We start from the raw sequence: 19,252 nt of genomic DNA, 5'->3' as shown, positions 1-19,252 counted from the left end.
CCGGTGGACGCCCGCCAGCTGCGCTACTTCCTCGCCGTGGTCGACGCCGAGGGCGTCGGCAAGGCGGCCGAGCAGCTGTTCATCGCGCAGCCGTCGCTGTCCCAGGCGATCGCCGGCCTGGAACGGGAACTCGGCGTCGTGCTGTTCCACCGGGTCGGCCGCGGCGTGGTCCTCAGCGACGCCGGCCGGCAACTGGTCGGCCCGGCCCGCCAGGTGATCCGCGACCTGGCCACCGCGCAGGCCACCGTCGACGCGATCAAGGGCGTCGGCAGCGGCCGGGTCGAGATCGTCGCGATGCCGTCGCCGGCCGTGGAGCCGCTGGCCACCCTGATGCGGCGGTTCACCGCGGCCCACCCGGACGTGGCGGTCAGCGTGGCGGCCGCCTTCGTACCGGACGAGGTGGTGGACGCGGTGCGCACCGGCGCGGCCGAGATCGGCCTGCTCGGCGGCCCGGACCTGATCCAGGCCGCCGGCCTCGGCGTGGTGCCCCTCGCGGACCAGCCGCTGATGCTGGTCACCGCGCCCGGCGGGCGGTTCGCCGGCCGGGACCGGGTCACGGTCGCCGACCTCGGCGGGCACCGGCTGATCGTGTCGCAGCGCGGTTCGCTGATGCGGCAACTGGCCGAGACCGCGGGGGCCCGGCTGGTCGCCGAGGTTGCCCACCGTACGTCCCTCCTTCCTCTGGTTCTGGCCGGGGTGGGCGACGCCATCCTGCCCGCGGGATGGTCGGAGCTGGCCCGCCGGGCCGGCGCCGAAGTCGTGCCGATCCACCCGGTCACGCACCTGCGGGTCGCGATGGTCAGCCGGCGCACCCTGACCCCGGCGGCCCGCGCCTTCGCCGGACTGGCCACGCCTTAGGGGTGGTCACCGGGGCTTCACCGATACCGGCCGGGACCGGCGCGTTCCTAGGCTCACCGCATGAGACCGCTATCGATCGCCGCGCCGCTTTTCCTGCTGGCGTACGGCATTCTCCGGTGGATCGACGGACTCGACGGGCACCGCAAGGACGGGCTCGCCTGGGACGTCGGCCACGTCAGTTTCCTCGTCGCCATGGTGCTGTTCGGCGCGCTCGCCGTGCTGCTGGCCGGGCGGGCGGTGACCGGGCGGCGGCTGGCCCGGGTGGCGGCCGCGGGCGCGGTTGCCGGGGTGGGCTGCTTCGTCTGGGTCATCCTCGGTGACCTGTCCGAGGAGTTCGCCCGGCGCTGGCCGCTGCCGGACGCCTTGCAGGTCGCCGGTCCGCTGGCGTTCGTGCTCGGCATGGTGGTGCTGCTCGGCCTCCAGGTGGCGGCCGGCCGGGCGCCGGTGTGGAGCCCGGTGCTGCTCTTCGCGGGGTACGCGGCGATCAGCGTCAACCTCGATCTGCTGCCGGTCGCGTCGCTGCTGATCCTGGCGTCGACGGCGCCGCTGGCCCGGTCGGCGGCCTGGTCGCCACGGACCGTGCCGGCCGTGTCACGCCTGCGGCGAGGATGAAACATTTTCCGAAACTTCCGGAACCTGGTGAGGTCGGAGCTGGGCGTATTTAGCTGGAAAAATCGGGGGTGTCGCAGGGTGCGGGCCGTGACCGGTCCGCATCGTGCACAAGCTGGGCGTTGTGATTACCGGAACGTGCCGTTAATGTTTCGATCGATCCGGATCTCTTTGTGTGGTCCGGGTCGCGGCTATGCCTGCCCCGAGGCTGAGCCACCGTTCCCCTGATCACAGCTGGAAGGCATCGGCAATGAACCGTTCCTCCAGGCGGCGCGTCCTCGCCGCCGTGTTCTCCGCAACCGCCGGGCTGACCATGGCCGCGGCGGTCATCACCGTCACGCACACGGCGCAGGCCGCCACCACGCTCGGCGCCTCCGCCGCCGAGAAGGGCCGGTACTTCGGTGCCGCGGTCGCGAACTACAAGCTGACCGACACCACCTACGTGGGCATCCTGAACCGCGAGTTCAACCAGGTGACCCCCGAGAACGAGATGAAGATCGACGCCACCGAGCCGCAGCAGGGCGTCTTCTCGTACACGAATGCCGACCGGATCGTGAACCACGCCCGCGCCCAGGGCATGATCGTCCGCGGCCACACCCTGGCCTGGCACTCGCAGCAGCCCGGCTGGATGCAGAGCATGAGCGGCACCGCGCTGCGCAGCGCCATGCTCAACCACGTCACCCAGGTCGCCACGTACTACCGCGGCAAGATCCACTCCTGGGACGTGGTGAACGAGGCGTTCGCCGACGGCAACGGCGGTGCCCGCCGCGACTCCAACCTGCAGCGCACCGGCAACGACTGGATCGAGGCCGCGTTCCGCGCGGCGCGCGCCGCCGACCCGGGCGCCAAGCTCTGCTACAACGACTACAACACCGACAACTGGACCTGGGACAAGACGCAGGCCGTCTACAACATGGTCCGCGACTTCAAGACCCGCGGCGTCCCGATCGACTGCGTCGGCCTCCAGTCGCACTTCAACAGCGGCTCGCCATACCCGAGCAACTACCGCACCACGCTGTCCAGCTTCGCCGCGCTCGGCGTCGACGTGCAGATCACCGAGCTGGACATCGAGGGCTCCGGCACCACCCAGGCCAACACCTACCGCAGCGTGGTGGCCGACTGCCTCGCGGTGGCCCGCTGCACCGGCATCACGGTGTGGGGCATCCGGGACACCGACTCGTGGCGGGCCAGCGGCACGCCGCTGCTGTTCGACGGCTCCGGTAACAAGAAGGCCGCGTACACCTCCACCCTGGAGGCGCTGAACGCCGGCGGGACCACCAACCCGACGACCCAGCCGACCACGCCGCCCACCACTGGGCCGACGACGCCGCCGACCACCCAGCCCACCACGCCGCCCACCACCGGGCCGACGACGCCGCCGAGCGGGGCGGGCTGCTCCGCGCGGGTCACGCTCAACCAGTGGGGCGGCGGCTTCGTGGCCACCGTCCGGGTGACCGCCGGCTCGGCACCGCTGAGCGGCTGGACCGTGGGCGTCACGCTGCCGTCCGGCGCCGCCGTCACCAACAGCTGGAACACCACGGCCACCGGATCGAGCGGCTCGGTGAGCTTCAGCAACGTCGGCTACAACGGCTCGGTCGCGGCCGGCGGGGCCACCGAGTTCGGATTCCAGGGCACCGGCGTCGGCCCGTCCGCGACGCCGACCTGCACCGCTCGCTGAGAGGTGCGGCCGGCGGGAGACCCCCGTCCGGTCTCCCGCCGGCCGCACCATTCCCCTCTCCCACTCCCCGAAGGAACAAGCGATGAGGAAACCCTGGCGTGCCCTGCTCGCCGGTGCCGCTGCGGCCGCGGCGATCACCGCCGGCATCGTCCTGCCGGCCGGCACCGCGTCGGCGGCCACCCTGGTCGAGGTCACCGGCTTCGGCACCAACCCCACCAACCTCAAGATGCACCTGTACGTGCCGGACCGGGTCGCGGCCAATCCGGCGCTGCTGGTGGCCGTGCACTACTGCACCGGAACCGGCCCGGCGTTCTACCAGAACACCGAGTTCAAGTCGTTCGCCGACCAGTACGGCTTCATCGTCGTCTACCCGTCGGCGACCCGGTCCGGCAACTGCTTCGACAACTCCAGCGCGGGCGCGCTGAGCCACAGCGGCAACAGCGACCCGGCCGGCATCGTCTCGATGGTCCGGTACGTGCAGCAGCGCTACGGCACCGACGTGAACCGCACCTTCGTCACCGGCGCCTCGTCCGGCGGCATGATGACCAACGTCCTGCTCGGCGACTACCCGGACGTGTTCGCGGCCGGTGCCGCGTTCATGGGCGTGCCGTTCGGCTGCTTCGCGGCCAGCGCCGGCGACCCCACCAACCCGGCCAACCAGGCCGGCTGGAACAGCGCCTGCGCCAACGGCCAGGTCAGCAGGACCCCGGCGGAGTGGGGCAACCTGGTCCGGGCGGCGTACCCGGGCTACACCGGGCGGCGCCCGCGGATGCAGGTCTTCCACGGCGTCACCGACACGACCCTCCAGTACCCGAACTTCGGCGAGTCGATCAAGCAGTGGACCAACGTGCACGGCATCAGCCAGACGCCGGTGTTCACCGACACGCCGCAGGCCAACTGGACCCGCACCCGGTACGGCACCAACACGGTGCAGGCCCCGGTCGAGGGGATCAGCGTGGCGGGCGTCGGTCACTCGCTTCCGCTGTCCGGGATGGCCCGGATGGTGATCGCGTTCTTCGGCCTGGACGGCACGCCGACGACCACGCCGCCGACGACCACGCCGACGACCACGCCGACGACGCCGCCGACCACTGCACCCACGACGCCGCCCACGAGTCCTCCCGCTACCGGGCTCTGCCGGGCCTCGGCTCAGGTCAGCGCGTGGAACACCGGGCTGACGGCGAACATCACGATCACCAACACCGGGACCAGCGCGATCAACGGCTGGACGCTGGGCTTCACCGTCCCGGCCGGGCAGACCGTGTCCGGCGGCTGGAGCGCCGGTTACAGCCAGTCCGGGACCGCGGTCACCGCCCGCAACGTGCAGTACAACCAGGCGATCGCCGCCGGAAGTTCGGTGACGATCGGTTTCCAGGCCACGCACACCGGTAACAGCGCCGCGCCGAGCAACTACACGCTCAACGGCACGGCCTGCACCACCGCCTGACCTTTACTGGGCTGGGTACCGGAACGTCGTCGCGGGGAGTCACGCTCCGCGGCGGCGTTCCGGTTTGGCGCGGGGAGGAGTCAAGCCGTCCGCAGATCGAGCGTGTGCCAGGTGATGGTCTCGTCGTCCCCGGTCGACCACCAGAGCATCCCGCCCTGGGTGAACGCCCCGTCCACGGCCGGCGCGACCTCGACCGTTCGGCCGGACGCGACGTCGTAGACCACCAGGGCCGCGGTGCCGGTCACGTCGGCGTCCGGGCCGGGCTCGGCGAGGATCTCGAAGCGGTCCAGCACCGCGACGTCGGCCACCGCGGCCTGCACGTCGCCGCCGGCGATCCGCCGCCGGGCCGAGCCGTCCGGGCGCATCAGGTCGATCCGGGCCAGCGTGTCGGTGGTGATCACCAGGACCCGGCACCAGGCCGGGCCGCAGCTCACCGTCTCGGGTCCGGACGTCGCCACCGTGGTGTCCCGGCCGGTGGCCAGGTTGCGCAGCCGGCCCTCGCGCTCGTCGACCAGCCACGGCCAGGCCGACATCGCCCACTTGCCCGGCTCGCTGCGCACCTGCACCTGGCCGCCGGTCAGCGGCACCGAGCGGATCTCGGTGGTCTGGTCGCCGCCGGGCGCGGCGGCCCAGTGCACCCGGCCGTCGGACACCACCAGGTCGTGCGAGGTGCCGTAGAAGATCGTGTTGCCGGTGTCGGCGGTCAGCAGCCGGGCCTCGCCGCCGGACCGGTCGGCGATCCAGATCCGCACCCGGGGCTGCTCGTCGCTCGACTCGGTCCAGAGCAGGTGGTCGGCGGTCGCGGTGACCACCTCGAACTGCGGGTTCCGCTCCAGCGGCACCCGCCGCAGCAGGCGCTGGCCGCCGCTCGCGTCGCGCACGAGCAGGCGTACGGTCTCCGCGTCCGGGGTCGGCGCGGTGCCCACCGCCGTCACCGGATCGAGGAAGAGCAGTGGCGTGAACAGCGGCCCGTCCGGCATGGCCGGGCGGTACTCGGCGCGCTTCGCGGACGGCCACGCGGTGGCCGCGGACACCCGGGTGGCCGCCTGCTCGGGCCCGGCGATCTCGGCCGGCCCGGCGACCAGCAGACCGCCGGCCGCGGCGAGCGCCACCACCAGGCTGGCGGCGGGGAGCAGCCTCACGAGTACGGGTTCTTCGGCTGCGCGACTTCCTGCCACGACTTGACCTCGACGAACGCCACGTCGACGTCGTTCACCGGATCCTTGCCCCGCTGCGGGCTGTAGACGCCGGTGATCTCCACCCAGGTGTCGGCCGGCACCTCGATCGGGGTCTGCCCGGTCATCCCCACCTTGATCGGGCGGCCGTCGGCGGCGCAGCAGGACAGCACGATCCGGGCCAGCATCGGCTTGCCGTCCGGCGCCGGCGTGATGAAGCCGGTGAGCTTGAGGGTGCGCCCGGTCAGGCTCCGGCCGTCGTCGAACAATGCCCGGGACGCATAGTCGAGCAGCGCCACCGGAGCCGGGTCGCCGGGCGGCAGCGGCGGGTAGTCGGAGTCGGACGGCGCGGCCGTCACGCTGCCGGACTGACCGGCCGCGAACGAGCCGAGCGCGGGCGGCGCCACCAGCAGCAGCCCGAGGACCGGCAGGATCAGCAGCCAGCCCACCCGCGGCTCGTGGTGGCCCTCGTGCCCGTGGTCGTGCTGCTCCTCGTCCGATTTCCCCGAAGAGCGGAGCGAATACCAGATGGTGGTGATCGCCGCCGCCACCATCAGCACGCCGGCCGCGATCAGGAACGGGCGCAGGCCCTCCTTGACGTAGCGCAGGTAGAGGTCGGTGAGCGAGGCGCGCAGGACCGCCCCGCCGAACAGCAGCAGCACCACAGCCTGCGTCAGCCGGCTCACAGGAACACCACCCCGATGCCGGTCGCGACCAGCACGCAGGTCAGGAACGTGACCGGCGCGAACCGGAGCACGAACCTGCGGCCGAACATGCCGGTCTGCATGGCGATCAGTTTCAGGTCGATCATCGGTCCCACCACGAGGAACACCAGCCGGGAGGTCAGCGAGAACTGGGACAGCGAGGCCGCCACGAACGCGTCCGCCTCGCTGCAGATGGACAGCAGCACCGCCAGCACGGCCAGCGCGATGATGGAGAGCACCGGGTTTTCGGCGAGCCGCTGCAGCCACTCCTCCGGGACGATCACGTTGATGGTGGCGGCCGCCGCGGCGCCGACCACCAGGAAGCCGCCGGCGTGCATGATGTCGTGCAGGCAGGCCGACCAGAACGCCTTGGCCTTGGACGCGCCCTCCAGGTCGGGCTGGTGCGGCAGCTTGATCCACTCGGTCTTGCCGAGGCGCAGCCAGAGCCAGCCGATGAGCACGGCGACGATCAGGCTGGCCACGCCGCGGGCCACCACCATCTCGGGCCGGCCCGGGAAGGCCACCGCGGTGGCGGTCAGCACGATCGGGTTGATCGCGGGCGCGGCCAGCAGGAAGGCGAACGCGGCGGCCGGTGCGACGCCGCGCCGGATCAGCGACCCGGCGATCGGCACGCTGCCGCACTCGCAGCCGGGCAGCACCACGCCGGCCATGCTGGCGGCCGGCACCGCGAGCACCGGCTTCTTGGGGAGGGCCCGGGCCCAGAACGAGCGCGGCACGTAGACCGCGATGATCGCGGAGAGCACCACGCCGAAGACCAGGAACGGCACGGCCTGCACCAGCACCGACACGAAGACCGTGGTCCAGGTCTGCAGCCGGGCGCCGGAGACCAGCCCGGCCAGCGGTCCGCGGAACACCACGAGCAGGATCAGCAGCGCGGCGAGCACCTCGAGCGAGCCGATCCGGCGCTCCCGGCGCGGGCCGGGTGGCTCGGGCGGCGCACCCGGTGGTGGCTGCGGCGAGGTCCAGTCGATCTCCTCGGCGCTCATGCGGGACGAACTCACGCCTCACTCCAATTCGCTGGGGCCGCGTGCCAAGATACCGGCCCCGCCTGATTAGCTTTTCCGCAACTTGCCCAGTGGATCGAGCCAGTGGATCGAGGCGCCGTTGAGTCACACGCACGGAGTTCCGGAGGGCGCCGCGTCCCGGCGGACCCGGCAGCTGGTGGCCGCGGTGCTGGTGCCCGCGGCCGTCGCCACGGTGCTCGCCATGATCCTGCTCTGGCCCGGAAAGGTCCAGTTCGACGGCCGGGACCGCGGCGGGGAGCGCGCGCTGGGCACGGTCACCGCGATGACCGTCGGTTCGGCGACCGTCCGCGTCACCGACGGCCCGGGCGCCGGCACCGAGACGCGGGTCGACGTGCCGCAGGGGCCGGGCGCGCCGCGGCTGTCACCCGGCGACGACGTGGTGCTGCTCTACTTCCCGGGCGCGGTCGCCGGCGGCCCGGACTACGCCGTGGTCGACCACCAGCGGGCCGGCCCGATGCTCTGGCTCGTCGGCCTGACCGTGCTGGCCGTGCTGCTGTTCGGCCGCCGGCTCGGGCTCACCTCGCTGGCCGGCCTCGCGGTCAGCTTCGCGATCCTGCTGTTCTTCATCATCCCGGCCATCCTCGACGGCTCGCCGCCGCTGCTGGTCGCGGTCGTGGGCGCGTCCGCGATCATGTTCGCCGCGCTCTACCTGACCCACGGCGTCAACGTGCACACGTCGGTGGCGATCGCCGGGACGCTGGCCAGCCTGGTGCTCACCGGCCTGCTCGGCGCCGGGTTCACCGCGGCCCTCGACCTCACCGGGGTGGCCAGCGGCGACGACGCCTTCCTGGCCGCCTCGGGTGGCATCGACATGCGCGGCCTGCTGCTGGCCGGCATCGTGATCGGCGCGCTCGGCGTGCTCGACGACGTCACCGTCACCCAGGCGACGACCGTGGCCGAACTGGCCCGCGGTGGCACCGGCCGGTGGGAGCTCTACCGCTCGGCCAGCCGGATCGGCCGGGCGCACGTGGGTTCGGCGGTCAACACCCTGGTGCTCGCGTACGCGGGCGCCGCTCTGCCGCTCCTGCTGCTGCTCGCCACCGGCAGCCAGCCGATGTCCGAGGTGGTGACCGGCGAGTTGCTGGCCCAGGAGGTGCTGCGCAGCGCGGTCGGCACGATCGGCCTGATCGCGTCGGTGCCGATCACCACGGCCCTGGCGGCACTCGTGGCCGGGCCGCCTAAAAGCCGATCGGGAGGCCGGCGTAGTTCTCCGCCAGCCCGGTCGCCCCGGCATTCGAGGTCGTGACCCAGCGCAGCTGGGAGAGCTGTAACTGAGCGTCGAACGGGTCGCTGCCGGTGTGCAGCATGGTGGTCATCCACCAGGAGAAGTGGGTGCACCGCCAGACCCGGCGCAGGGCGTCGTCCGAGTACGACTCGGCCAGCGCCGGCCGGCCCGCCCGCAGCCACGCCACCAGCGCCTGGCTGAGCAGCGTCACGTCGGCGATCGCCAGGTTGAGGCCCTTGGCGCCGGTCGGCGGCACGATGTGCGCCGCGTCCCCGGCCAGGAACAGCCGGCCGTGCCGCATGGGCGTCTGCACGTAGCTGCGCATCGGCAGCACGCTCTTGTCGGTGACCGGCCCTCCGGTGAGCTTCCAGCCGTGCTCGCCGTGCCCCAGCCGGGTGGCCAGTTCCTGCCAGATCCGGTCGTCCGGCCAGCTCGCCGGGTCGGTTCCGTTCGGCACCTGGAGGTAGAGCCGGCTGACCGTGTCCGAGCGCATCGAGTGCAGCGCGAACCCGTTCGGGTGCCAGGCGTAGATCAGCTCGTCGGTGGACGGCGCCACGTCGGCCAGGATGCCCAGCCAGGAGTACGGGTACGTGCGCTCGAAGGTCTCCGACGGCACCGCGTGGCGGCTCGGCCCGAACGAGCCGTCGCAGCCCGCGATCACGTCCGCGTCGATCCGCCGCGCCGCGCCGCCCGAGTCCACGAAGGTCACGTACGGCCGATCCGTTTCGACGTCGTGCAGGGTGGTACCGGTGACCTCGTAGTGCACCTCGGCGGTGCCGGCCGCGATCAGGTCCTTCTGCACCTCGGTCTGCCCGTAGACCCAGACGGTGCGCCCGATCAGGTCGACGAAGTCGAGGTGGTGCCGCTCGCCGGGCATCTGCAGGTAGATGCCGCGGTGCTCGTGGCCCTCGGCACGCAGCCGGTCGCCCAGGCCGGCCGCGGTGAGCAGGTCGACGCTGGACTGCTCCAGGATCCCGGCCCGGATCCGCGAGGCCACGTACTCCTGCGAGCGGGTCTCGACGACCACCGAGTCCACCCCGCCGCGGCGGAGCAGGTGGGACAGCAGAAGGCCGGCAGGGCCCGCGCCGATGACGGCGACCTGGGTGCGCATACCTCCAGGGAACCGGGCGGCGGGCGGGTGGACAAGACCCTATTTCCACTGTACGGAAGGCGAGTCGCCGAGCGTCCGGTTGATGCCCTGGGCCGCGACCTGCAGCGCCGAGACCAGCCGGGCCCGTTCCCGCCGCAGGTCGGGCACCACGATGCCGAGCGCCGCGACCACCTCGCCGCCGGGTCCGCGCACCGGCACCGCCACCGAGCAGGCGCCCAGGCTCATCTCCTCGCCGGTGGTGGCGTAGCCGTCGATGCGCACCCGGCGCAACTGGTCGAGCAGCCGGGCCGGCTGGGTGATGGTGTACGCGGTGACCCGGGTCAGGTGGCTGAGCACCTCGGTGCGCACGTTCTCCGGTGCGTACGCGAGCAGCACCTTGCCCACCCCGGTGGCGTGCATCGGCAGCCGGGATCCGATCTCGCTGATCACCGGGACCGAGATGTGCCCGGAGAGCCGGTCGATGTACAGCGCCTCGGTGCCGTCCCGGACCGCCAGGTGCACGGTGGCCAGGGTGGCGCCGTAGAGGTCGTGCAGGAACGGTGACGCGGCCTGGCGCAGCCCGGACTGCACCGGCGCGAGCAGCCCGAGGTCCCAGAGCCGGCGCCCGATCACGTACTCGCCGGACGGCAGCCGGGCCAGCGCGCCCCATCGGTTAAGCTCACCGACCAGCCGGTGCGCGGTCGCCAGCGGCATGCCGGCCCGGCGGGCGAGCGCGCTGAGGGTGAGCACGCGGTGATCCGGGTCGAACGCCCCGAGCAGGTCGAGAGCGCGTGAGGTGACGCTGGCGCTCATGGTCATCCTTCCGTCCAACGGAAGCCAAGTATCGCGGTTCGGGGCCCGGCCGCATAGCGTCGCAAAGGTGACCACCCAGGCGGACATCAACCGTGAGATCCTCGCGGCCCAACAGGAGGGCCCGCAGGAGCACCAGCCGCGCCTCGACTACCCGGCGTACCGGAGCAGCGTGCTGCGCCACCCCACCAAGGCCCCGCAGCCGGCCGACCCGGAGGGGGTCGAACTGTGGGCGCCGTGCTTCGGGCACTCCGAGGTGGGCGCGGCCGAGGCCGACCTGACCATCCAGCACGCCGGCGAGCCGCAGGGCTCGCGGATCGTGGTGGCCGGGCGGGTGGTGGACGGCGACGGCCGGCCGGTGGCCGGCCAGCTGGTCGAGATCTGGCAGGCGAACGCGGCCGGCCGGTACGCGCACCTGCGCGACCAGCACCCGGCGCCGCTCGACCCGAACTTCACCGGGCTGGGCCGGTGCATCACGGACGAGAACGGCGGCTACCGGTTCCTGACCATCCAGCCGGGCGCCTACCCGTGGCGCAACCACGTCAACGCCTGGCGGCCGGCGCACATCCACTTCTCGCTGTTCGGCACCGACTTCACCCAGCGGCTGGTCACCCAGATGTACTTCCCGGCCGACCCGCTGTTCCCGCTGGACCCGATCTTCCAGTCGATCACCGACCCGAAGGCCCGGGAGATGCTGATCGCGCAGTACGACCACGACCTCTCCACCCCGGAGTACAGCCTCGGCTACCGTTGGGACATCGTGCTCACCGGCAGCCACCGGACGCCGATCGAGCAGGGGGTCGACCCGGCATGAGCGTTGCGCCAGGACAAACCGTCGGGCCCTTCTTCCACCTCGGGCTGCCCTACCCGGGCGGCAACGACCTGGTGCCGCCCGGCCGGGCCGGCGCCATCCGGCTGCACGGCCGGGTCTTTGACGGCGACGGGGCGCCGGTGCCCGACGCCATGCTGGAGATCTGGCAGGCCGATGCGGAGGGCAATGTCGTACGCGGCCCCGGCTCGCTGCACCGCGACGGGTGGACGTTCAGCGGGTTCGGCCGCGCACCCACCGACGCCGACGGGCACTACTGGTTCTCCACCGTGGAGCCCGGGCCGACCGAGCCGGGACGTCCCGCGTTCTTCGCGGTCACGGTGTTCGCCCGGGGCCTGCTCGACCGCCTGTTCACCCGCGCGTACCTGCCCGGCCCCGGTCCCGACCCGCTGCTCGACAGCCTGGCACCGGACCGCCGGCAGACCCTGATCGCCACCCGCGACCGGCAGGGCCTCCGTTTCGACGTGCACCTGCAGGGGGACTCCGAGACCGTGTTCCTGAGCTTCCCCCGGCACCGCGGCATCTGGACGTGACCATGCTGCTGTGGCCGGGCGACGTCCGCGCGGGCGACCTGTTCTCCGACGCGAGCCTGATGGCGGCCATGGTGCGGGTCGAGGCCGCCTGGCTGGCCGCGCTGCACGAGCACGGCCTGGCGCCGAGCGCGCCCGGTCTGGACGACCTGGTCGACCCGGGTGACCTGCCGGCGCTGGCCGAGGACGCGGAGGGCGGCGGCAACCCGGTGATCCCGCTGCTCGCGGTGCTGCGGGCCCGGCTGGCCGGCCGTGATCCGGGCGCCGCCGAGGCCCTGCACGCCGGCCTGACCAGCCAGGACGTCCTGGACACCGCTCTGGTGCTCAACCTGCGGGCCACCGCCGACCGCCTGCACAAAGATCTTTCTGACCAGGTACGCGTCCTCAGCGCGCTGGCCGACCGTCATCGCGGCACCCGGATGGCCGGCCGCACCCTGACCCAGCACGCCATCCCGATCACGTTCGGCCTCAAGGCGGCCGGCTGGCTGCACGGCGTGCTGGACGCCCGGGACCTCCTCGAGACCGCGGCGGCGCTGCCGATCCAGGCCGGCGGCGCGGCCGGCAGCCTGGCCGCACCCACCGCGCTGACCGGCGCACCGGACCGGGCCCTGTCCCTGGTGCGCTCCGCGGCCCGCACCCTCGACCTGCCGTTCCGCGAGCCGTGGCACACCGCCCGCGCTCCGTTCACCCGGATCGGCGACGCGTTCGTGAGCTGCACCGACGCCTGGGGCAAGATCGCAAACGACGTGCTGCTCGGCAGCCGGCCCGAGATCGGCGAACTGACCGAGGCGCCCGCCGACGGCCGCGGCGGCTCGTCCACCATGCCCAACAAGCACAACCCGGTGCTGGCCGTCCTGGTGCGCCGGGCCGCGCTGGCCGCACCGCCGCTGGCCGCCACCCTGCACGCTGCCGCGGCCGAGGCGGTGGACGAGCGCCCGGACGGCTCCTGGCACGTCGAGTGGCCCACCCTGCAGACCCTGGCCCGGCGCACCGTGGTGGCCGGCTCGCAGACCGCCGAACTCCTCGCCGGCCTCCAGGTCGATCCGGAACGCATGGCCGCGACCCTGGCCGCGGCCCGCCCCGGGATCGACGCCGAGCGGCACCGGCTGGGGGACGACGGGCCCTATCTGGGTGCCACCGAAGAGTTGATCGACGCGGCCCTGACCAGGGCGGGCAAGCCGTGCTGACGGCGGTGCCGCTGGTCGACGCGCCGGACCGGCCGCTGCTGCTGCTCGGGCCGTCGCTGGGCACCTCGGCGGAGGCTCTCTGGCGGCGCTGCGCCGGCAAGTTGCGCGGCCGCTACCACGTGGTCGGCTGGGATCTGCCGGGGCACGGCCGCAGCGGCCCGGCGCCGGCCGCGTTCGGCATCCCCGGCCTGGCCCGCGGGGTGCTGGAACTCGCCGACCGGATCCGGCCGGGCGAGCCGTTCCGCTACGCCGGCGACTCGGTGGGCGGCGCGGTCGGCCTGCAACTGCTGCTGGACGCGCCGGACCGGGTCACCTCGGCCGTGCTGCTCTGCACCGGTGCCAAGATCGGCGAGAGCGGGGGCTGGCGGCAGCGGGCCGAGACGGTCCGCGCCGACGGCACCCAGGCCGTGGTGGCCGGGTCGATCCAGCGCTGGTTCGCGCCCGGCTTCCCGGACCGGGAACCGGCGGTGACCGCCGCCCTGCTGGCCGCGCTGCGGGCCGCCGACCCGGAGAGCTACGCGCTGGTCTGCGAGGCGCTGGCCACGTTTGACGTGCGGCACCGGCTCGGCGAGATCACCCAGCCGGTGCTGGCGGTGGCCGGCGCGGCCGATCAACCCGCCCCGCCGGCCGGCCTGGCGCTGATCGCCGAGGGGGTGCGCGAGGGCCGGCTGGTGGTGCTCGACGGGGTGGCCCACCTGGCGCCGGCCGAGAGCCCGGACGAGGTGGCCGCGCTGCTCGACGAGCACTTCCGGGACGACGCCGGGCCGCGGACGGTCGACCAGGTGCGCGAGGCCGGGATGGCGGTCCGGCGGCAGGTGCTCGGCGACGCGCACGTGGACCGGGCGGTCGCCGGGACGACCCCGTTCACCCGGGATTTCCAGGAGCTCATCACGGCGTACGCCTGGGGGGAAATCTGGACCCGCCCCGGCCTGGACCGCCGCAGCAGATCGATGATCACCCTGACCGCGCTGGTGGCCCTCGGCCACCATGAGGAACTCGCCATGCACGTCCGGGCCGCGCGGACCAACGGGCTGACCGACGACGAGATCAAGGAAGTGCTGTTGCAGACGGCCGTCTACTGCGGCGTGCCGGCCGCGAACACCGCCTTCCGGATCGCCCAACGCGTCTTGGACGGCGACCGGTGACCGCGGCTGTCCGCACCGCCGCCGAGGCGGTGCGGGTGGTCAAGGACGGCGACACCGTGCTGGTCGGCGGGTTCGGGATGGCCGGCATGCCGGTCGAACTGATCGACGCGCTGATCGAGCACGGCGCCGGCGACCTCACGATCGTGAGCAACAACGCCGGCAACGGCGACACCGGCCTGGCCGCACTGCTGGCCGCGGGCCGGGTGCGCAAGGTGGTGTGCTCGTTCCCGCGGCAGTCCGACTCGTGGGTGTTCGACGGCCTGTACCGGGCCGGCAAGATCGAGCTCGAGGTGGTGCCGCAGGGCAACCTGGCCGAACGGATGCGCGCCGCCGGAGCCGGGATCGGCGCGTTCTACAGCCCGACCGCGGTGGGCACGCCGCTGGCCGAGGGCAAGGAGACCCGGGTGATCGGCGGCCGGGAATACCTGCTGGAGTATCCGATCCGCGGTGACGTGGCGCTGATCCGGGCGCACCTGGCCGACCGGATGGGCAACCTGGTGTACCGCAAGACGGCCCGCAACTTCGGCCCGGTGATGGCGACCGCGGCGGCGGTCACGGTGGTCCAGGTGTCCCGCGTCGTCGAGACCGGCGACCTCGACCCGGAAGCGGTGGTCACGCCGGCCATCTACGTCGACCGGATCGTGGAGGTGCCCTCATGAGCCTGTCCCGCGAGGAGATGGCCCGGATCGTGGCCCGCGACATTCCGCCGGGCGCGTACGTGAATCTCGGCATCGGCCAGCCCACGATGGTCGCCGACTATCTGTCGCCCGAGCAGAACGTCGTGCTGCACACCGAGAACGGCATGCTGAACATGGGCCCGCCGGCGACCGGTGACGACGTCGACCCGGATCTGACCAACGCGGGCAAGCAGCCGGTGACCGAACTGGCCGGTGCGTCGTACTTCCACCACGCCGACTCGTTCGCGATGATGCGCGGCGGTCACCTGGACGTCTGCATCATGGGCGCGTTCCAGGTGTCGGCGGGCGGCGACCTGGCGAACTGGTCCACCGGCGCACCGGACGCGATCCCGGCGGTGGGCGGCGCCATGGATCTGGCGATCGGCGCGAAGCAGGTCTTCGTGATGATGACGCTGTTCGCCAAGGACGGTAAGCCGAAGCTGGTGCCGGAGTGCACGTACCCGCTGACCGGGCGCGCCTGCGTGAGCCGGGTCTACACCGACGTGGCGACGTTCCGGCTCGGCCCCGGCGGGGTGCGCGTGCTGGACACGTACGGGATGGATTTTGATGAATTGTCTGATCGCCTCGACATGCCGCTGAGCCGGGCCTAGCACCACCCGCTGCGAACGATTTCCCCGCTGCCCTCCGGCGGTTAACCTTCCGGCGTGGCGATCGACTACCGGCAGTGGGTGCCGGGTGTGCAGGCGGTCCGGGACTACCGCGCCGCGTGGCTGCCGCGCGACGTGGTGGCCGGCATCGTGCTGACCACGCTGCTGGTGCCGCAGGGGATGGCGTACGCGGAACTGGCCGGGCTGCCGCCGATCACCGGGCTCTACACGACGATCCTGTGCCTGCTCGCGTACGCGGTCTTCGGCCCGTCCCGGATTCTCGTCCTCGGCCCCGACTCCTCCCTCGGACCGATGATCGCCGCGGTCCTGGTCGGCCTGGTCGGCATGGGCGCCGATCCGTCCGAGAGCGTCGGCCTGGCGTCGATGCTGGCGCTGATGACCGGGGTGCTGCTGGCCGCGGCCGGGGTGGCGAAGCTGGGCTTCCTGGCCGACCTGCTGTCGCGGCCCACCCAGCTGGGCTACCTGAACGGGCTGGCGCTGACGATCCTGGTCTCGCAACTGCCCAAGCTCTTCGGCTTCTCGATCGAGGGCGACGGCCTGATCGAGGAGACGGCCGGGTTCTTCAGCGGCGTGGCGGCGGGCTCCACGGTGCCGGCCGCGGTCGCCGTCGGACTCTTCGGCCTGGTGGTGATAGTGCTGCTGCGCAGGTTCGCGCCGAAGGTGCCCGGGGTGCTGACCGCGGTGGTCCTGTCGATCGCCGCGGTGGCGGTCTTCGACCTGTCCGAGCGGGGCGTTCAGGTGGTGGGCCCGCTGCCGCAGGGTTTCCCGCCGTTCACGCTGCCCTCGGCGTCCTGGTCGGAGCTGGGCATCCTGGCGGTCGGCGCGTTCGGCATCACGCTGGTGTCGCTCACCGACACGATCTCGACCTCGTCGGCGTTCGCGGCGCGCACCGGCCAGGAGGTCCGCGGCAGCCAGGAGATGGTCGGCATCGGCGCGGCGAACGTGGCGGCCTCGTTCTTCCAGGGCTTCCCGGTCAGCACCAGCGGCTCGCGGACCGCGGTGGCCGAACAGGCCGGCGCCCGCACCCAGCTCACCGGAGTCGTCGGCGCCGCGGCCATCGGCCTGCTGCTGATCCTCGCGCCCGACCTGCTGCGCAACCTGCCCCAGCCCACTCTGGCCGCGGTCGTGATCGCGGCCGCGCTGTCGCTGGCCGACATCCCCGGCATGGCCCGCCTGTGGCGGCGCCGCCGGATCGAGTTCATCCTGGCGCTGGCGGCCTTCCTGGGTGTGGCGCTGCTCGGCGTGCTACCCGGCATCGGCGTGGCGGTGGCGCTGTCGGTGCTGAACGTCTTCCGCCGCCTGTGGTGGCCGTACATGGCGGTGCTGGGCCGGGCGTCCGGCGTGAGCGGCTACCACGACATCAGCCAGTACCCCGACGCCGAACGCCTGCCCGGCCTGATCCTGTTCCGCTTCGACGCCCCGCTGATCTTCGCGAACGCCCGAGCCTTCCGCGACCAGATCCGCGAACTGGCGGCCGCCGACCCACCCCCCACCTGGATAGTGATAGCCGCCGAGCCCATCACCGACGTGGACACCACCGCCGCGGACGTCCTCGAGGAACTAGACCTGGAACTGAACGAAAAGGGCATTTCTCTGGTCTTCGCCGAACTGAAAAGCCCGGTCCTGGAAAAAATCGACCGCTACAGCCTGACCCGCACCATCAACCCCGACCACTTCTTCCCCACGATCGAGGACGCGGTGGCCGCCTACCAGCGCCAGCACGGCACCGACTGGTCCCGCCCCTGACCACCCGCCGCCCTCAGCAGGTCGAGTGAAGCGGCTGCGCCCGTCAGGCGTCCGGGGCGGTGTGCACGCGCTTGCCGTCCACGAAGGTCAGGGCCACCGACGCGTCGCCGATCTCGGCGGGCGGGGCCGCGAGGATGTCGCGGTCCAGCACGACCAGATCGGCGCGGTAGCCCGGGCGCAACCAGCCGGTGTCGTCCAGGTGGTTCACATACGCCGAGCCGGCCGTGTACGCGGCGATCGCCGTACCCGCATCCAGCGCCTGCGCCGGCAGGAAGCCGGCGGCGTGGTCGCCATGATGGACCCGGTTGACCGCCACGTGGATTCCCTGGAGCGGCTCCGGTGTGCTCACCGGCCAGTCGCTGCCGCCCGCCAACCGCGCACCCGCCCGATGCAGATCACCGAACGGGTACTGCCAGCCGGCCAGCGCCGGATCCAGGAACGGGATGGTCAACTCGTCCATCTGCGGTTCGTGCACGGCCCAGTACGGCTGCATGTTCGCCGTCGCGCCGAGCCGGGCGAACCGCGGCACGTCGTCAGGGTGCACCACCTGCAGGTGCGCCAGGTGCGGTCGGGTGTCCCGGTGACCGTTCGCCCTCCGCGCCGCCTCGATCGCCGTCAGTGCGTCGCGCACCGCCCGATCACCGAGCGCGTGGAAGTGCGTCTGGAAACCAAGAAGGTCAAGTTCGGTCACGTACGCAGGAAGTTCGAGCGGATCGATGAAGGACAGCCCGCGGTTGGACGTCACATGGCCACAGGCATCCCGATAGGGTTGCGTCATGGCAGCCGTGAAGTTTTCGGCGATGCCGTCCAGCATCAGTTTCACCGTGCTGCAGCGCAGTCTCCCCACGGTGTGCGCCCGGCGCTTGTCGACCAGATCGGGAATCTGCTCGGCGCCGCGATCGCGGTCCCACCATAGCGCCCCCGCGACGGTCGCGGTAAGCAGGTTTTCCCGGGCGGCCCGGAGGTAGGCGTCGGAGATGTCGTCGTAGCCGTTGGTCGCGCAGACCATGGCGTCCTGCCAGGCCGTGATGCCGTACGAGTGCAGCAACTCCTGCGCCCGCAGCAGGCCCGCCAGGCGTTCGTCGGCGGTGGTGTGCGGGACCTTCACGAGATCCATGGCGCCCTCCTGCAGGGCACCGACTGGCGTGCCGTCGGCGGCGCGGTCGATCCGGCCGCTCTCCGGGTCGGGGGTGTCCGCGGTGATGCCGGCCAGTTCGAGGGCACGGCTGTTCACCCAGGCGGCGTGGTGGTCCCGGTTGATCAGATAGACCGGGCGATCCGGGACGACGCGGTCGAGGACGGCCCGGTCGGGTACGCCGCCCGGGAAGACCTCCATGGCCCAGCCGCCGCCGACGATCCACTCGGCGTCCGGGTGGGCGGCGGCGTACCCGGCGATCCGGCGCAGGTACTCGTCCAGGTCGGTGGTGCCGGTGAGGTCGCACTGGCCAAGCTCGACACCGCCCATGACGGCGTGGATGTGCGCGTCCTGGAAGCCGGGGAGAAGGGGCCGGCCGCGCAGGTCGATCACCTCGGTCCGCGGGCCGGCCAGGTCGCGGACCTCGTCCCGACCCACCGCCAGGATCCGGCCGCCGGATACGGCAAGCGTGGTCGCGGCCGGGTCGCCGATCGTCGGGCCACCGTGGAACAGCAGGTCAGCGTGCATGTGTGGGGCTCCGATCCGGGTGGGGTTCCGGCGCGATTCTCGGTACCGAGTCTGGGCGGGGTCAACCTTGCGGGGGGCCGATTTGGCGCCCCGGCAACCGCCCTGTAATGTTCTACGAGTCGCCAGGGCGACGGACGGGAGACCGGCCGGCCTGAGACAAACAAAACCTCGGCAGTACGGTCCGTAACGGGTCGCGCTTTCGAC

General features: G+C 72.5%; 18 protein-coding genes. 12 read left to right on the top strand and 6 right to left on the bottom strand.

What is annotated here, in order from left to right; translation table 11 throughout:
* The first annotated feature begins 3 nt into the window (after window positions 1-3).
* From Ari01nite_RS22860 to Ari01nite_RS22845, 4 genes are all read left to right on the top strand, one after another.
* Window positions 4-858 carry a LysR family transcriptional regulator gene (locus Ari01nite_RS22860; protein ID WP_203783724.1) on the top strand — a complete coding sequence of 285 codons (855 nt, stop codon included), beginning with the start codon at window positions 4-6 and terminating at the stop codon, window positions 856-858.
* A gap of 60 nt (window positions 859-918) precedes the next feature.
* Window positions 919-1,470, top strand: coding sequence for a hypothetical protein (locus Ari01nite_RS22855; RefSeq protein WP_203783722.1), 552 nt, complete (start codon window positions 919-921; stop codon window positions 1,468-1,470).
* Window positions 1,471-1,717: 247 nt separating this feature from the next.
* Window positions 1,718-3,145: a glycoside hydrolase family 10 protein gene (locus tag Ari01nite_RS22850; RefSeq protein ID WP_203783720.1), complete on the top strand. Its 1,428-nt coding sequence runs from the start codon at window positions 1,718-1,720 to the stop codon at window positions 3,143-3,145.
* Between the two features lie 82 nt (window positions 3,146-3,227).
* Entirely contained in the window at window positions 3,228-4,592 is a 1,365-nt protein-coding gene (locus Ari01nite_RS22845; RefSeq protein WP_203783718.1) for an extracellular catalytic domain type 1 short-chain-length polyhydroxyalkanoate depolymerase, read from the top strand.
* Window positions 4,593-4,672: 80 nt separating this feature from the next.
* On the opposite strand, the gene Ari01nite_RS22840 is transcribed toward Ari01nite_RS22845, so the two are convergent.
* The 3 genes from Ari01nite_RS22840 to Ari01nite_RS22830 are packed head-to-tail and all read right to left on the bottom strand — an operon-like array spanning window position 4,673 to window position 7,478.
* Complete coding sequence (locus Ari01nite_RS22840) at window positions 4,673-5,734, bottom strand: hypothetical protein (protein ID WP_203783715.1); 1,062 nt, start codon at window positions 5,732-5,734, stop codon at window positions 4,673-4,675.
* Window positions 5,731-6,453, bottom strand: a complete 723-nt coding sequence (locus Ari01nite_RS22835) for a TIGR03943 family putative permease subunit (protein ID WP_203783714.1) — start codon at window positions 6,451-6,453, stop codon at window positions 5,731-5,733. The genes Ari01nite_RS22840 and Ari01nite_RS22835 overlap by 4 nt, the downstream gene beginning before the upstream one ends.
* Window positions 6,450-7,478, bottom strand: a complete 1,029-nt coding sequence (locus Ari01nite_RS22830) for a permease (RefSeq protein ID WP_203784086.1) — start codon at window positions 7,476-7,478, stop codon at window positions 6,450-6,452. The genes Ari01nite_RS22835 and Ari01nite_RS22830 overlap by 4 nt, the downstream gene beginning before the upstream one ends.
* A 118-nt stretch (window positions 7,479-7,596) precedes the next feature.
* Here Ari01nite_RS22830 and Ari01nite_RS22825 point away from each other — a divergent pair, with 118 nt between their 5' ends.
* The gene (locus Ari01nite_RS22825) at window positions 7,597-8,763 is read left to right on the top strand and encodes a YibE/F family protein (RefSeq protein ID WP_203783713.1); all 1,167 of its coding nucleotides are present in this window, start codon (window positions 7,597-7,599) and stop codon (window positions 8,761-8,763) included.
* Here the strand turns inward: Ari01nite_RS22825 and Ari01nite_RS22820 are convergent.
* Window positions 8,696-9,853, bottom strand: a complete 1,158-nt coding sequence (locus Ari01nite_RS22820) for a 4-hydroxybenzoate 3-monooxygenase (RefSeq protein WP_203783712.1) — start codon at window positions 9,851-9,853, stop codon at window positions 8,696-8,698. The genes Ari01nite_RS22825 and Ari01nite_RS22820 overlap by 68 nt on opposite strands.
* A gap of 39 nt (window positions 9,854-9,892) precedes the next feature.
* Window positions 9,893-10,645 (bottom strand): IclR family transcriptional regulator, encoded by a 753-nt coding sequence (locus Ari01nite_RS22815; protein ID WP_203783710.1) that lies wholly within the window; start codon window positions 10,643-10,645, stop codon window positions 9,893-9,895.
* Between the two features lie 67 nt (window positions 10,646-10,712).
* Between Ari01nite_RS22815 and pcaH the strand changes: the two genes are divergently transcribed.
* Genes pcaH through Ari01nite_RS22780 form a run of 7 tightly spaced genes read left to right on the top strand, consistent with a single transcriptional unit; the run spans window position 10,713 to window position 17,385 of the window.
* A complete protein-coding gene (gene pcaH / locus Ari01nite_RS22810) occupies window positions 10,713-11,456 on the top strand; it encodes a protocatechuate 3,4-dioxygenase subunit beta (RefSeq protein ID WP_203783709.1) in 744 nt (247 codons plus the stop codon).
* Entirely contained in the window at window positions 11,453-12,004 is a 552-nt protein-coding gene (gene pcaG, locus Ari01nite_RS22805; protein WP_203783706.1) for a protocatechuate 3,4-dioxygenase subunit alpha, read from the top strand. The genes pcaH and pcaG overlap by 4 nt, the downstream gene beginning before the upstream one ends.
* Window positions 12,005-12,006: 2 nt before the next feature.
* Entirely contained in the window at window positions 12,007-13,188 is a 1,182-nt protein-coding gene (locus Ari01nite_RS22800; protein WP_239162958.1) for a lyase family protein, read from the top strand.
* Complete coding sequence (gene pcaDC, locus Ari01nite_RS51695; protein ID WP_203783702.1) at window positions 13,182-14,333, top strand: bifunctional 3-oxoadipate enol-lactonase/4-carboxymuconolactone decarboxylase PcaDC; 1,152 nt, start codon at window positions 13,182-13,184, stop codon at window positions 14,331-14,333. The genes Ari01nite_RS22800 and pcaDC overlap by 7 nt, the downstream gene beginning before the upstream one ends.
* Window positions 14,330-14,992, top strand: coding sequence for a 3-oxoacid CoA-transferase subunit A (locus Ari01nite_RS22790; RefSeq protein ID WP_203783699.1), 663 nt, complete (start codon window positions 14,330-14,332; stop codon window positions 14,990-14,992). Before pcaDC ends, Ari01nite_RS22790 begins: the two co-directional genes overlap by 4 nt.
* Window positions 14,989-15,621, top strand: a complete 633-nt coding sequence (locus tag Ari01nite_RS22785) for a 3-oxoacid CoA-transferase subunit B (RefSeq protein WP_203783696.1) — start codon at window positions 14,989-14,991, stop codon at window positions 15,619-15,621. Before Ari01nite_RS22790 ends, Ari01nite_RS22785 begins: the two co-directional genes overlap by 4 nt.
* A 54-nt stretch (window positions 15,622-15,675) precedes the next feature.
* Entirely contained in the window at window positions 15,676-17,385 is a 1,710-nt protein-coding gene (locus Ari01nite_RS22780; RefSeq protein WP_239162929.1) for a SulP family inorganic anion transporter, read from the top strand.
* 43 nt (window positions 17,386-17,428) lie between these two features.
* On the opposite strand, the gene Ari01nite_RS22775 is transcribed toward Ari01nite_RS22780, so the two are convergent.
* Window positions 17,429-19,048: an amidohydrolase gene (locus Ari01nite_RS22775; protein ID WP_203783694.1), complete on the bottom strand. Its 1,620-nt coding sequence runs from the start codon at window positions 19,046-19,048 to the stop codon at window positions 17,429-17,431.
* Window positions 19,049-19,252: the final 204 nt, after the last annotated feature.

The sequence above is a fragment of the Paractinoplanes rishiriensis genome (genome assembly GCF_016862375.1).
Classification (GTDB): domain Bacteria; phylum Actinomycetota; class Actinomycetes; order Mycobacteriales; family Micromonosporaceae; genus Actinoplanes; species Actinoplanes rishiriensis.
This window is presented reverse-complemented; position numbering and strand designations above follow the sequence as displayed.